General features: G+C 76.1%; 10 protein-coding genes and 1 riboswitch. Of the genes, 4 read left to right on the plus strand and 6 right to left on the minus strand.

What is annotated here, in order from left to right; translation table 11 throughout:
- Positions 1–29: 29 nt before the first annotated feature.
- Positions 30–728, minus strand: a complete 699-nt coding sequence (locus IF23_RS0101265; protein WP_030278780.1) for a helix-turn-helix domain-containing protein — start codon at positions 726–728, stop codon at positions 30–32.
- Positions 729–1,027: 299 nt separating this feature from the next.
- Here IF23_RS0101265 and IF23_RS0101270 point away from each other — a divergent pair, with 299 nt between their 5' ends.
- Entirely contained in the window at positions 1,028–1,795 is a 768-nt protein-coding gene (locus IF23_RS0101270; RefSeq protein WP_078653713.1) for a response regulator, read from the plus strand.
- Positions 1,796–1,813: 18 nt separating this feature from the next.
- Here the strand turns inward: IF23_RS0101270 and IF23_RS0101275 are convergent, their stop codons facing one another.
- The 3 genes from IF23_RS0101275 to IF23_RS0101285 all read right to left on the minus strand — a co-directional run bounded on the left by IF23_RS0101275 (position 1,814) and on the right by IF23_RS0101285 (position 6,774).
- Positions 1,814–3,544: a sensor histidine kinase gene (locus IF23_RS0101275; protein WP_030278784.1), complete on the minus strand. Its 1,731-nt coding sequence runs from the start codon at positions 3,542–3,544 to the stop codon at positions 1,814–1,816.
- An 84-nt stretch (positions 3,545–3,628) separates the two neighbouring features.
- Positions 3,629–6,010, minus strand: coding sequence for a glycoside hydrolase family 65 protein (locus IF23_RS0101280; protein ID WP_030278786.1), 2,382 nt, complete (start codon positions 6,008–6,010; stop codon positions 3,629–3,631).
- The gene (locus IF23_RS0101285; RefSeq protein WP_037676969.1) at positions 6,007–6,774 is read right to left on the minus strand and encodes an HAD family hydrolase; all 768 of its coding nucleotides are present in this window, start codon (positions 6,772–6,774) and stop codon (positions 6,007–6,009) included. The genes IF23_RS0101280 and IF23_RS0101285 overlap by 4 nt, the downstream gene beginning before the upstream one ends.
- A 326-nt stretch (positions 6,775–7,100) precedes the next feature.
- Here IF23_RS0101285 and IF23_RS0101290 point away from each other — a divergent pair, with 326 nt between their 5' ends.
- Positions 7,101–7,754 carry a CBS domain-containing protein gene (locus IF23_RS0101290; protein WP_030278790.1) on the plus strand — a complete coding sequence of 218 codons (654 nt, stop codon included), beginning with the start codon at positions 7,101–7,103 and terminating at the stop codon, positions 7,752–7,754.
- A gap of 19 nt (positions 7,755–7,773) precedes the next feature.
- Here the strand turns inward: IF23_RS0101290 and IF23_RS0101295 are convergent, their stop codons facing one another.
- Entirely contained in the window at positions 7,774–8,598 is an 825-nt protein-coding gene (locus tag IF23_RS0101295) for a universal stress protein (RefSeq protein ID WP_030278793.1), read from the minus strand.
- 63 nt (positions 8,599–8,661) lie between these two features.
- On the minus strand, positions 8,662–9,579 hold the full coding sequence (locus tag IF23_RS0101300) for a universal stress protein (protein ID WP_030278795.1): 918 nt from the start codon (positions 9,577–9,579) through the stop codon (positions 8,662–8,664).
- 226 nt (positions 9,580–9,805) lie between these two features.
- Here IF23_RS0101300 and IF23_RS0101305 point away from each other — a divergent pair, with 226 nt between their 5' ends.
- Together IF23_RS0101305 and IF23_RS0101310 are read left to right on the plus strand one after the other, a co-directional pair.
- Entirely contained in the window at positions 9,806–10,804 is a 999-nt protein-coding gene (locus IF23_RS0101305) for a YdcF family protein (protein ID WP_030278797.1), read from the plus strand.
- A 112-nt stretch (positions 10,805–10,916) separates the two neighbouring features.
- The gene (locus tag IF23_RS0101310) at positions 10,917–11,558 is read left to right on the plus strand and encodes a CBS domain-containing protein (protein ID WP_030278799.1); all 642 of its coding nucleotides are present in this window, start codon (positions 10,917–10,919) and stop codon (positions 11,556–11,558) included.
- A gap of 73 nt (positions 11,559–11,631) precedes the next feature.
- A riboswitch (cobalamin riboswitch) is annotated at positions 11,632–11,811 on the plus strand.
- The last annotated feature ends 198 nt before the right edge of the window (positions 11,812–12,009 follow it).

Below are 12,009 nucleotides of genomic sequence, written 5' to 3' on the forward strand. Positions count from 1 at the left end.
CAGGCCCGTCCGGGTCAGGCCCGTCCGGGTCAGGCGGAGACCGGTGCGGGCCGCCCCGTCGCGTGGATCCGGCGCCCGGTGAGGTGTACCGGGTCGAGGGCGATCCAGAGCGGGCGCGCGCCCACCCAGGGGTCGGAGTGGGCGGCCGCGGTCAGCCGCCGGTCCTCGGCCGGGTCGGTGACCGCCCGGGCCGGGCCCACCACCAGGACGCTCCACCCCTCGCCGAACGCGTCGTCGAGGTGGTCGACCTCCAGCGCGGCCCGGTCCCCGGCGGCCGCGGCCGGTCCGGACTCCGGGGCGGTGCGGAAGGCGATCCCGCCGTCGGTGACGGTGTAGTTCACCGGGAAGATCGCCGGGGCGTCGTCGACGGTCACCGCGACCCGGCCGACGCCGTGCGTCCCCAGATGGGTCCAGCAGGCCGCGGTGTCGAGCACCAGCACCTCGGGCCGGGCCGCGGCCCCGGCGAGCCCCGGCGGGAACTCCACGGTCCCGCCCACCAGCTCCGCCACCGTGGTGTCCAGCGCGTCGGCGAGCCGCAGCAGGAACTCGGCGCCCGGTTCGGCCGGGTCCTCCTCCACGTGCCGGAGGTAGCCGGGCGAGGCGCCCGCGCGGGCCGCGACCTCCGCCAGGCTCAGCCCGAGACGGCACCGCCGGAACCTCACCCGCCGCCCGAGGTCGCTGCCCGCCGGAGGCGTCGCGGATCCGGGCCCACGGTCCTGATCGGTCATGGTGCAGGTCCTTTCACGGTGGGGCGGGCGGGGGAACGTTCAGGAAGGCTTCCTGAAGGTGTGCGGGGCGAACTGTCCCGGACCGCCCGGGCCCGGCCCCCTCCCGCCCGCGGAGCGTCCCTGTTCCTGTCCACCCGCCCAGCCTCCGCCGCCCCGCCCGTACCGCGCATGGGCCGGTCGGCCCCCACCCGGGGCACGACGGCCCACCCGGCCCGGCCGGAGGACGCACCCGCCGCCCGCCCCGGACCGGCGGAAGGCGGACAATACGGGTAGATCCGCCTCCGCCCGCAGGGAGCGCCATGTCCGACACCCCGACCACACCGCCCACCGGCACCGCCATCCGCGTCTTCCTCGTCGACGATCACGAGGTGGTACGCCGGGGGCTGCGCGATCTGATCGACGACGCGCCCGGGATGGAGGTGGCCGGGGAGGCGGCGACCGCGGACCAGGCGGTGGCCCGGGGCCCCGCGCTCCGGCCCGATGTCGCCGTGCTCGACGTCCGGCTCCCCGACGGCGACGGCATCGCGGTCTGCCGGGAGCTGCGTTCGCGGATGCCCGGACTCGCCTGTCTGATGCTGACCTCGTTCGACGACGAGGACGCCCTGCTGGACGCGATCATGGCGGGCGCCGCGGGCTATGTGCTCAAGCAGATCCAGGGCGCCGACCTCGTCTCGGCGGTACGGACCGTGGCCACCGGGCAGTCGATGCTGGACCCGGCCACCACCGCCCGGCTGATGCGCTCGCTGCGCGGTCCCGGGGAGGCGAAGGCGCCCGAGGAGGAGCGGCTCGCGGTGCTGTCGGAGCGGGAGCGGGCCGTGCTGGAGCTGATCGGCGAGGGCCTCACCAACCGGCAGATCGCGCACCGGCTCCGGCTCTCGGAGAAGACGGTCAAGAACCACATCTCCCGGTTGCTCGGGAAGCTGGGCGTGGAACGCCGCGTCCAGGCCGCGGTCCTCGCCGCGCAGGCCCAGGAGCACGCACGGCCGCAGGACCACGGACCGTCCCACCGGCACCCGCCGCCCCCGGCCCGCGCCCCCTTCCCCGGCCACCGCCCCGGACACGGCTGACGGCCGCGCCGGGCCGCCTCACCCCTCCTCCGCCACCACCGGAACACGCCAGACCAGCGCGGTCCCCCCGCCCGGCCCGGACCGGGCGCCGACGGTGAGCGAGCCGCCCAGCAGATCGGCGCGTTCGGCGAGGTTGCGCAGACCGCTGCGGGCGGTCCCGGACAGGATGCCGACGCCGTCGTCGTCCACCGTCACCGTCAGGGTGCCGCCGCCGACGGCGACGGAGACCTCCGCCCGGCGGGCCCGTGCGTGGCGGGCCACATTGGTGAGCGCCTCGCCGAGCACCGCGACGACCTCCTCGGCCACCCCGGGCGGCACCTCCGTGTCGAGCAGGCCCTCCATCCGCAGGGCGGGCGTGAAGCCGAGGGCGGGCACGGCCGCGTCCACCGCCGCGACCACCCGGTTACGGAGCTTCGGGGCGGCGCCGGAGAGGTCGTGGGCGCGGAGGCCGAAGATCGTCGAGCGGATGATCTTGATGGTGGCGTCCAGGTCCTCGGCCGCCCGGGCCAGCCGCTCCGCCGCCTCCGGACGGTCCACGAACCGGCGCGCGCCCTGGAGCGTCAACCCGATCGCGAAGAGCCGCTGGATCGCCAGATCGTGCAGGTCACGGGCGATCCGGTCGCGGTCCTCGCGCAGGCTCGCCCGCTCCGCGTCGCGCCGCCGGGCGGCCAGTTCGAGGGCGAGCGCCGCCCGGTCGGCGAAGCCGGGGAGCGGGGTGACCTCGGCGCTGGTGAAGGGCGGGCGCCCGCGCCGCCGGGCCAGCACCAGCACCCCGCTCGGACGCTCCTCCGTACCGACCGCGACGGCCACCGCCGCGCCGCAGCCCGGCCAGCGGTCCGGCTGCGCCGTGACCCGCCCGTCGTGCTCCGCGTCCGCCACCGTGACCGGCCCGTCGCGGTCCAGCGCGGCGGCGGTCAGCGTCCCCCCGCCGCCGGGGAACGCCACGTCCCGGTGGTCCGCGGCCCGCTCGCCCCGGGCCAGCGAGCCGTGGACGGCACCGCCGGGCCCGACGAGGTAGAAGACCCCGGTGTCGGCGCCCGCGATGGCGACCGCCTGCTCCAGCATGCCGTCGAAGACCTCCGACTCCGCCGCCCCGGACAGCAGCGCGCGGGTCAGATCGGAACCGGCCGCCAGCCACCGCTGCCGGAGCCTGCCCCGTTCGTAGAGGCGGGCGTTGTCGAGGGCGAAACCGGCGGCGACGGCCAGCGTGGTCACCACCGCCTCGTCCTCGTCGTCGAAGTCGGCGCCGCCGCGCTTCTCGGTGAGGTAGAGATTGCCGAAGACCTCGTCGCGGACGCGGATCGGCACCCCGAGGAACGACCGCATCGGCGGGTGGTGCGGCGGGAATCCGGACGAGGCGGGGTGCCCGGCCAGCTCGGACAGGCGCAGCGGCCGCGGATCGCGGATCAGCTCGCCGAGCAGCCCGTGGCCCGAGGGCAGCTCGCCGATCCGGGCCCGTAGTTCGTCGTCGATGCCGACCGGGACGAACTCCGCGAGCCGGTGGTCGTCGCCGATGACGCCGAGCGCGCCGTAGCGGGCGTCCACCAACGTCACGGCCGCCCGCACGATGCCGTGCAGCACCTCGGGCAGCTCCAGCTCCGCCCCGACGGCGATGACCGCGTCGAGGAGTCCGTCGAGCCGGTCCCGGGCGCCGCGGACCTCGTCGACGCGTCCCCGCAGTTCGTCGAGGAGTTCGTCGAGCCGCAGCCGCGGGACCCTGCCCTTCCGCTGCGGGTCACCGGTCCCCATCGCCACCTCCGCCCGCGCGCGTGGCCCACCTTCACCGTAGTCCGGGCCCGGGCCGCCTTCCTGTCGAGCCCGCCCGGGGCCGCCTCAGAGCCGGAACCAGCGCTCCTCGCCCGGCGCGACGGTGCGGTGCCGGTCCCCGGGGAGGACGACCGGCAGCGGGCCCCGGGACGACGCCGGGACCCGGACCGCCAGCCGCCCCGGCAGCATCCGCAGCCGTACGCCCCGGTGCCCGCCGACGCAGCAGGTGAACGCGAACCGGGGGATCTCCCGCAGCGTCACCGGCGCCACCCGCAACCCCTCCGGGCCCGCCTCCAGACCGGTCAGCCCGCGCTCCACCAGGTCGACGGTGCCCGCCATCGCCCCCAGATGGATGCCCTCGCCCGTCGTCCCGCCCTGCAGATCGGCGACGTCACCGAGCAGCGCCTCCCGGCAGTGCGCCCAGGCGCCCGGCCCGTCCCCGCGGGTGAGCAGCCAGCCGTGGACGAGGCTGCTCAGCGTCGAGCCGTGGCTGCTGCGCCGCAGGTAGTAGTCGACCGTCGCGCGCCACAGCGCGTCGTCCAGCCGGTAGCCGAGCCGGGAGAACAGCGCGGCCAGCTCCGGCGGGCGGAAGAGGTATCCGAGCATCAGGGCGTCGGCCTGTTTCGACGCCTGGTAGCGGTTGACGGTGTCGCCCTCGGCCTCCAGGATCCGGTCCAGCCGGCGGATGTCGCCGTAACGGTCCCGGTAGCGCGCCCAGTCCAGCTCCGCCAGCTCGCCGTACCCCGCGAACTGGCTGAGCACGCCCCGGTGGAAGGGGAGGTACAGACGGCGCGAGAGCGTGTCCCAGCGGGCGAGTTCCTCGGCGTCGAGCCCGAGGTCCCCGGACAGCTCCGCGCGCCGGGCGGCGGGCAGTTCACCGAGCAGGTCGAGACCGCGGGCGAGCACCCAGGCGGCGGTCGCGTTGGTGTAGGCGTTGTCGTCGATGCCGGGCGCGGCGGCGTCCGGGTAGGCGTCGTGGTACTCGTCCGGCCCGACGACGCCGGTGAGCCGGTAGCGCTCCAGCGCCGGGTCGAAGGTCGCGGCTCCGGACCAGAAACGGGCGACCGCCAGCAGGATCTCCGCCCCGGCGGAGTACAGGAACCCGCGGTCGCCGGTGGTCTCCGCGTACCGCCAGACGTTGTGGGCGATGGCCGAGCCGACATGGCGCTGGAGGTGCGAGTGGTCGGGCAGCCAGCGCCCGGAGCGCGGGTTGAGATGCAGCGTCTGCGTCTCCTCGCGGCCCGAACTCGCGCTCTGCCAGGGGTACATGGCGCCCGCGCGGCCGGTGCGGAGCGCCGCCGCCCGCGCGGCCGGGAGCCGCCGGTGGCGATGCCGGAGCAGGGACCGCGCCACCTCCGGGAAGTGCAGACCGAGATAGGGCAGCACGAACAGTTCGTCCCAGAAGATGTGCCCCCGGTACGCCTCGCCGTGCAGCCCGCGCGCGGGGACACCGGCGTCGAGGTCGGCGGTGTGCGGGGAGAGCGTCTGCAGCAGATGGAACAGGTGCAGCCGCAGAATCCGGCCCGCCTCACCCGGCACCTCCAACTCCCCCTCCGCCCACAGCCGCGCCCAGGCCGCCTCATGGGTGGCGAGCAGCCGCGGCAGCGCCGGTGCCCGGGCGGCCTCGTCGCAGGCGGCGGCGGTGGGATCGGCGACCGGCCGGTCCAGGGAGGAGCGCAGCGCCAGGGTCTTCACCAGCGCCACCGTGCGGTGGGGCGCCACCGGCAGCCGGTACGTCCGGACGGCCCCGGTCTCCGTGACCGCCTCCCGGGCGGGGCACTCCGGGACGGTTTCGGTCCGGAGTGCCAGTGCGATCCGGATGCCCGGGTCGGTGGTCCGGCAGGTGAGCCAGGCGGTGCCGTCGGACCGGAACCCCGCCCGGTGGCCGGTGAGATGACGCCCTTCGAGGTTGCGGTAGCGCTCCACACCGCTGTTGGTGACGGCGCCGTCGAGCGCGGACTCGACCTCGACGGTGCCGCGCCAGCCGTAGGCACGGAACAGGGTGCGCTGCGCCGCCAGATCCGGGTCCCCCATGTGGACGATCCGCAGATGGCAGACGCGCAGCCCGCGCCCCTCGGCGTCCTCGAAGAACAGATACCGGTTCAGGACGCCGGTCCGCGGGTCGAGGCGGGCGGTGCAGTGGCGCGCCGCACCGGGCGTCAGCCAGGGGCCGGGCGGGGCGTCGTCGGGGCGGCAGCGGTAGCGCAGCAGCGTCCAGTTGGGCAGATTGACCAGGTCCTCGTTCTCGACCCGCCGGTCCGCGACCTCCGAGGTGCGCCGGTCGTAGCAGCCCGCGAGGTAGGTGCCCGGGTAGTGGACGGGTCCGGCGGGGCACTCGGGGGCGGAGCCGCGGGTGGCGAACCGGCCGTTGCCGAGCGTGCAGAGCGCCTCCACCAGCCGCTCGCGCTCCGGGTCGTAGCGGTCGTAGCGCCAGTCGGGGTCCGTCATCCGTGCTCCCTCCGTACGCGTCCGACCAGCGCCGTCAGCGTGTCGGTCGTCTCGTCGGCGCCCGCCTCGCGCAGCGCGGCGCGGGCGGCGCCGTCCGCGGTCCGGTCGATGCCGACGACGAGCCCGAAGCCGCCCCGCCGGGCCGCCCGCACCCCGGCGAGCGCGTCCTCGACGACCGCGGTCTCCGCCGGGCGGGCGCCGAGCAGGGCGGTGGCGTGCAGGAAGAGCGCCGGGTCGGGCTTCCCGGCGAGACCGTGCCGGGCGGCGTCCACGCCGTCCACGACCACGGTGAGGAGCCGGTCGAGCGCGGTGGCCGCGAGCAGGTCGCGGGCGTGCCGGGAGGCGGACACCGCGGCGCACGGCACCCCGTCGGCGCGCAGCGCCCGCAGCGCCGGTCCGGCGTCCGGGAACGCGGTGACGCCCTCGCTCCGCACCCGTTCGACGAACGCCCGCTCCTTGGCCGCGGCGACCGCCCACACGGTGCCGAAGCCGGGCGGATCGCCCGGGGTGCCCGTCGGGAGGGCGATGCCCCGGGCGGTGAGGAAGGCGGCGGCGCCGTCGTGGCGGGACTTCCCGTCGACGAACCGGCGGTAGTCGGCGTCGCCGTCGAACGGCGGCTGCGCGCCGCCCGCGACGGCCCGGAGGCAGGCGTCCAGCGCGGTCCGCCACGCCGCGGCGTGCAGCCGGGCGGAGTCGAGGAGGACGCCGTCGGTGTCCAGGACGACCGCGCGCAGCGGGCCGGTCGGCGGGCCGGGGGAGTTCACCTGAAGCCTCCTCGCGCACGGCGTACGGACCGCCCGGGCACCCTGCGACGGCCCCCGGGCGCAGCCCCGCCGGGGAGCGCCCGCGCCCGGACCCCGGTCGGCCGTGGTCCCTTCCAGGGTTCCGCGAACCGGCGCCGCCGCAACCGGGAGCGGCCCGGCGCCGGACGGCCCCTCCCCGCCCGGCATGCGCCGCGCACCCCGCCGCGGGACGGTGGGAGCAGGCCGCCCGCCCGGACGGCGCGGCGCGCACCGGCCACCGACCGGACCCCGCACCCCGCCCGTCCACCCCGTCACGCGGCCCGCACCCGCACGATGAGGAACGCCCCATGACCGCCCAGCACTTCACCGTCGCCGATGTGATGACGCGGCAGGTCGTCGCGGTCCGGCGGGACGCCGGATTCAAGGAGATCGTCGCGGCGATGGCCCGGTGGAAGGTGACCGCCGTGCCCGTCGTCGAGGGCGCGGACCGGGTCGTCGGGGTGGTGTCCGAGGCCGATCTGCTGGCGAAGGAGGAGTTCCACGACCACCGCACCGGGATGATCGAACAGCGGCGCCGCCTCGACGCCACCGCCAAGGCGGGCGCCCGCCGCGCCGAGGACCTCATGGCCGCACCCGCCGTCACCGTCGGCACCGGCGCGTCCCTGCCCCAGGCCGCCCGGCTGATGGCCACCCACCACGTCAAACGGCTGCCGGTCGTCGACGAGGACGGGACCCTCCGCGGCATCGTCAGCCGCGCCGACCTGCTCAAGGTGTTCCTCCGCCCAGACCGGGACCTCGCCGCCGAGGTACGCCGCGAGGTCGTCGAACCGCTCTTCCCGGACGCGCCCCGGCGGATCGGCGTCACCGTCGACGGCGGCGTCGTGACCCTCTCCGGCGAGGTCACCGACACCGCGGTCGTCCCGCTCGCCGCCCGTCTGACCCGCGCCGTGGAGGGCGTGGTGGACGTACGGTGCGAGCTGACGCCCCGGGCGGCCCCGTAACGCCCCACCGGCCGTCTCATCACTCCTCCGCGGGCGGCACCGCGACCACCGGACAGGCCGCACGGTGCAGCAGCCCGTGGACCGTCGACCCGAGCCGCCCGCCGTGGCTCCCGCGGCCGACGACCACCGCGAGGGCGGCGTACGAGACCCGGCTCAGCTCCTCGACCGGGCGGCCCCGGACGACCTGTTGCTCCACCGGGACCTCGGGGTAGCGCTCGGCCCACCCGGCGACCGCCTCGGACAGCGCGCGGCGGCGTTCGAGCAGGTCCTCCTCGGTGTCGTCCCGGTAGGGGAACGGGCCGGGCCACACCCAGACCGCCCGCAGCCGCGCCTCGCGCAGCGCCGCCTCGGCCACCGCGAAGCCGACGGCCGCCCGGCAGCCTGGCCCGCCGTCCACCCCGACGACGACCAGCGGCGGATGGACCGCCGGACGCTCCGGGTCGCGGACCACCACGACCGGGCAGTGGGCCCGCGCGGCCAGCGGGATCGCCACCGACGCCTCCCCGAGGACCTCGGCGACCCGGCCCAGGCGCCGCGACCCCAGCACCGCGAGCGCGGCGTCCGCCGTCCGGTCCCGCAACACGGCGACCGGCGGCCCGTCCAGGAACTCCGTCGCGGTCCACAGCCCGCTGTGCAGCTCCCGCACCAGGTCCTCCGCCGTCGCCAGGGCCGACTGCGCGCGGATCAGCAGGGTGCTGCGGCGGGTGAACGCGCCGTACCGCAGCGGCGGCGCGACGGTGACCAGCCGCAGCCGCACCCTGCGGTGCGCGGCCTCGTCGGCGGCCCACACCAGCGCCGGGACCGACAGCTCCTGCGGGTCCACACCGACCAGGACGTCGTTCATCTCCGGCTCCGTACCCCGTCCCTCAGCTCCGGCGCCGCACCGCGCGACCGCCGGTCGTCCCCGTCACGGCTCCTCCTCGGGCTCCTCGGGCGCCTCGGCGGTGGCCGGGCGCCGCTGCGGGACGACGGCCACCGGGCAGACCGCGTGGTGCAGCGCCCGGTGGACGACGCCGCCGAACTCCCGCCCGAAGACACCGCCGCGCCGCCGCGCCCCGAGCACCAGCAGATCGGCGGCGGCCGACCATGCGGTCATCGTCCGGCGCGCGGTCCCCTCGGGCGTGCTCCGGCGCAGCCGCACCCCGGGACGGTCGCGGACCGCGGCCGCCAGCGCCTCGTCGAGCAGCTCCCCGGCGCGCTGTGCATGGTAGGTGCCGGGCGCACCGGCCAGCAGCGGATGGTCGGCCGGTTCGTGGAGCGGCCGCCGCCAGGTGCGGACCGCGTCCAGCTCCGCGTCCCGCACCGCCGCCGCCCGGAACGCGAACCGTACGGCCGGGGAGTCCACGTCGTGGTCGCCGATGCCCAGCAGCACCCGCCCGTGCTCACCGTCCAGGGCCTGCCGGTCCCCCCGGACGACGACGACCGGGCAGTGCGCGCGGGCGGCGACCAGCAGGCTGACGGAGCCCAGCAGCAGACCGGCCACCGCGCCCCGCCCGCGGTCCGCGACGACCAGGAGGACGGCCTCCTGCGCCGCGTCGAGCAGGGCGGTCGCCGCGTCGGTGGCGGCGACGTCCGCCGTGACGGCCAGGCCCGGCGCCCGCTGTCCGGCGCGTTCGGCCGCGGCGGCGGCGATCGTCTCGGCGAGCAGCTGCTCCGCGGGCCGGTCCGCGGCCGGGTCCGGCTCCACGCCCTCGTACCGCTCCCACAGCGAGGCGTGCACCACCCGCAGTGGACGTCCGTGCCGTACGGCCTCGTCGGCGGCCCAGTCGACGGCCGTCAGGCTCGCGTCGGAACCGTCGACGCCCACCACCACGGGAAGCTCCATCGTCGCCACCGCCTTCCGGCTCCGGGACCTCCTCCCACCCTCGCGCCGCGGCGGCCGCCCGGCCAGGGCCGACCGGCCCCGGACGCGGCCCGCCCGGACCTCCCCGACGGCCGCGCGCCACCGCCGAAAATACCCGCCGTACCCGGTCTGACCTGCCCTGTCGCGGATCGGTCCCGGTCTTTGCAGCGGGCCGCCGGGCGGTGCGGCGTCCAGGCATACTTCGGGCATGGTCATGACCGTCCTCCTCTTCGCTCTCTTCGGTCTCAGCGTCCGGCAGGACCGCCGCAGGTTCCGTAACGCGGTCCTCCTCGGACTGGCGCTGCTCAGCCTCTCGGGCTGGCTCCTCGGCAAGGTCGGTCAATTGCCTCCCGGTGTGGCCGTCGCGGCCTATCTGCTGGTCTTCGCGGTGCCCGTCGTCGGCGTGGTGGCGCTCGGCGGCTTCCTGGTGGCCAACGGCGTCACCATGGCCCGCAGGGAAGGGCTCCGCCCGGCCAATCTCCTCTCCGGTCTGCTGGGCGTGGCCGTCTTCGGTCTGGTCGCCCTGCTGGTCGGGCTGGGCCGACTCCAGGGCACGCCCCTCCTCCCCGTCGCCGTGGCGGTGCTCCTCCTCGCCGCCTACGTCTCCTTCCTCTTCCTCTGCTTCCTCGCCTACGCCTTCCTCTACGGCCGGATCGCGGTCCGCGGCGACGTCGACTACGTCGTCATGCTGGGCTCCGGGCTGATCGGCGGCGAGCGGGTGCCGCCGCTGCTCGCCTCCCGGCTGCGCAAGGGCCTGGAGATCCACGACGCGCAGCTCGCCCGCGGCGGCCCGGCGCCGGTCCTGCTCACCTCCGGCGGCCAGGGGCCGGACGAGAAGCTGCCGGAGGCCGAGGCGATGGCCCGCTGGCTGGTCGAGCAGGGCGCCCCGGCCGACCACGTCCAGGAGGAGAACCGCTCCCGGACCACCGACGAGAACCTCCGTTTCAGCCACGAGATCATGACCGCCGGGAAGCCCGACTACCGCTGTGTCGTGGTCACCAACAACTTCCACGCCTTCCGCGCCGCCATGACGGCCCGTCAGTCCGGCGTCCCCGGTCAGGTGCTGGGCTCGCCGACCGCGCGGTACTTCCGGCCGAGCGCCACCCTCCGCGAGTTCGTCGCGGTGTTCTGGGAGCACAAGCTGGTCAACCTGGGCGTCTGCGCCGCCCTGATCGCCCTGGTGGCCTTCGTCGCGACCCGCGGCTGACCCGGACCGGCCGCCCCCTCCTCCGGAGGTACCGGACGGCATCGCCCGGGGACGCGCGACAATGGACCGCAGATATCCCGTTGGGGTGGATATCGGGAGGGACCAGAACACGATGAGGCACCGCAGTGTCGCCGATCTGATGACGCCCGGCGCCGTCGCCGTACAGCTCGGCACGGCGTTCGGTGAGATCGCGCGGCTGCTGGACGAGTACGACATCAGCGCGGTACCGGTGGTGGACGGGGCGGGCCGCACGCTCGGCGTCGTCTCCGAGGCCGATCTGCTGCGACGGCACATCGACCGGACGCCGTCGAACACCGCCGCCTCGCTCATGACCAGCCCCGCCGTGGTGGCGCGCCCGCAGTGGAGCGCGATCCGGGCGGCCCGGGTGATGGAGGAGAAGGGCGTCAAGCGGCTGCCGGTGGTCGACGAGGAGGGGCTGCTCATCGGCGTGCTCAGCCGCGGCGACCTCGTCCAGCTCTTCCTGCGGCGCGACCGCGCGATCCAGGAGGAGATCCTGGAGGACGTGCTGACCCGCACGCTGAACGTCCCGCCGTCCGCCGTCACCGTGGAGGTCTCGGACGGCACCGTCACGCTCAGCGGCACCCTCGCGCGCCGCAGCCTGGTCGTCGTGGCGGTGCGGCTGTGCGAGAGCGTCGACGGCGTCGTCGAGGTGATCAATCGCCTCACCTACGAGACGGACGACCGCGCGGCCCTGAAGGACCGGACGCCGATCGAGCCGCCGGAGCCCGTCTGACCTGAGACGACACCATCCGCCGCGGCAACCGCCCGGCGGGTGGGGTGGACTTACTAGGACGTCCAACTATATCTTCGGGGCCAAGGCCCGCGGTGCAGGGAAGCCGGTGTGAATCCGGCGCGGTCCCGCCACTGTGACCGGGAAGCACGCCCTTCGGAGAGAAGGCCACTGACGGAGGAAGAACACCGTCGGGAAGGCCGGGGGCGCGCGCAGATCCGGGAGTCAGGATACCGGCCGCGGGGTGTTCCGTGTTGTCCACGAGGATGGAGCAGACACGCATGGCACCGGTCCGTTTCCACGACCCAGGTGAACCGGCGCGGCGAGCGACGACGTCCGCCCGAAGGGCCCCCACGCGGCGCTCGTGACGGCGCCCGGCGGCGTCCGCACCCCCTGTGACGACGCCCCGGCCCGCCCCCGAACCCCGCGACGGCCCCCGGCCATCGTGTCCCGC

It is taken from the genome of Streptomyces catenulae (assembly GCF_000718015.1).
Lineage (GTDB): Bacteria > Actinomycetota > Actinomycetes > Streptomycetales > Streptomycetaceae > Streptomyces > Streptomyces catenulae.

Bases quoted from the DNA above. Each gene is read 5' to 3' on its own strand.
- IF23_RS0101265 (WP_030278780.1), bottom strand. From the start codon at position 728: ATGACCGATCAGGACCGTGGGCCCGGATCCGCGACGCCTCCGGCGGGC.
- IF23_RS0101270 (WP_078653713.1), top strand. From the start codon at position 1,028: ATGTCCGACACCCCGACCACACCGCCCACCGGCACCGCCATCCGCGTC.
- IF23_RS0101275 (WP_030278784.1), bottom strand. From the start codon at position 3,544: ATGGGGACCGGTGACCCGCAGCGGAAGGGCAGGGTCCCGCGGCTGCGG.
- IF23_RS0101280 (WP_030278786.1), bottom strand. From the start codon at position 6,010: ATGACGGACCCCGACTGGCGCTACGACCGCTACGACCCGGAGCGCGAG.
- IF23_RS0101290 (WP_030278790.1), top strand. From the start codon at position 7,101: ATGACCGCCCAGCACTTCACCGTCGCCGATGTGATGACGCGGCAGGTC.
- IF23_RS0101295 (WP_030278793.1), bottom strand. From the start codon at position 8,598: ATGAACGACGTCCTGGTCGGTGTGGACCCGCAGGAGCTGTCGGTCCCG.
- IF23_RS0101300 (WP_030278795.1), bottom strand. From the start codon at position 9,579: ATGGAGCTTCCCGTGGTGGTGGGCGTCGACGGTTCCGACGCGAGCCTG.
- IF23_RS0101305 (WP_030278797.1), top strand. From the start codon at position 9,806: ATGGTCATGACCGTCCTCCTCTTCGCTCTCTTCGGTCTCAGCGTCCGG.
- IF23_RS0101310 (WP_030278799.1), top strand. From the start codon at position 10,917: ATGAGGCACCGCAGTGTCGCCGATCTGATGACGCCCGGCGCCGTCGCC.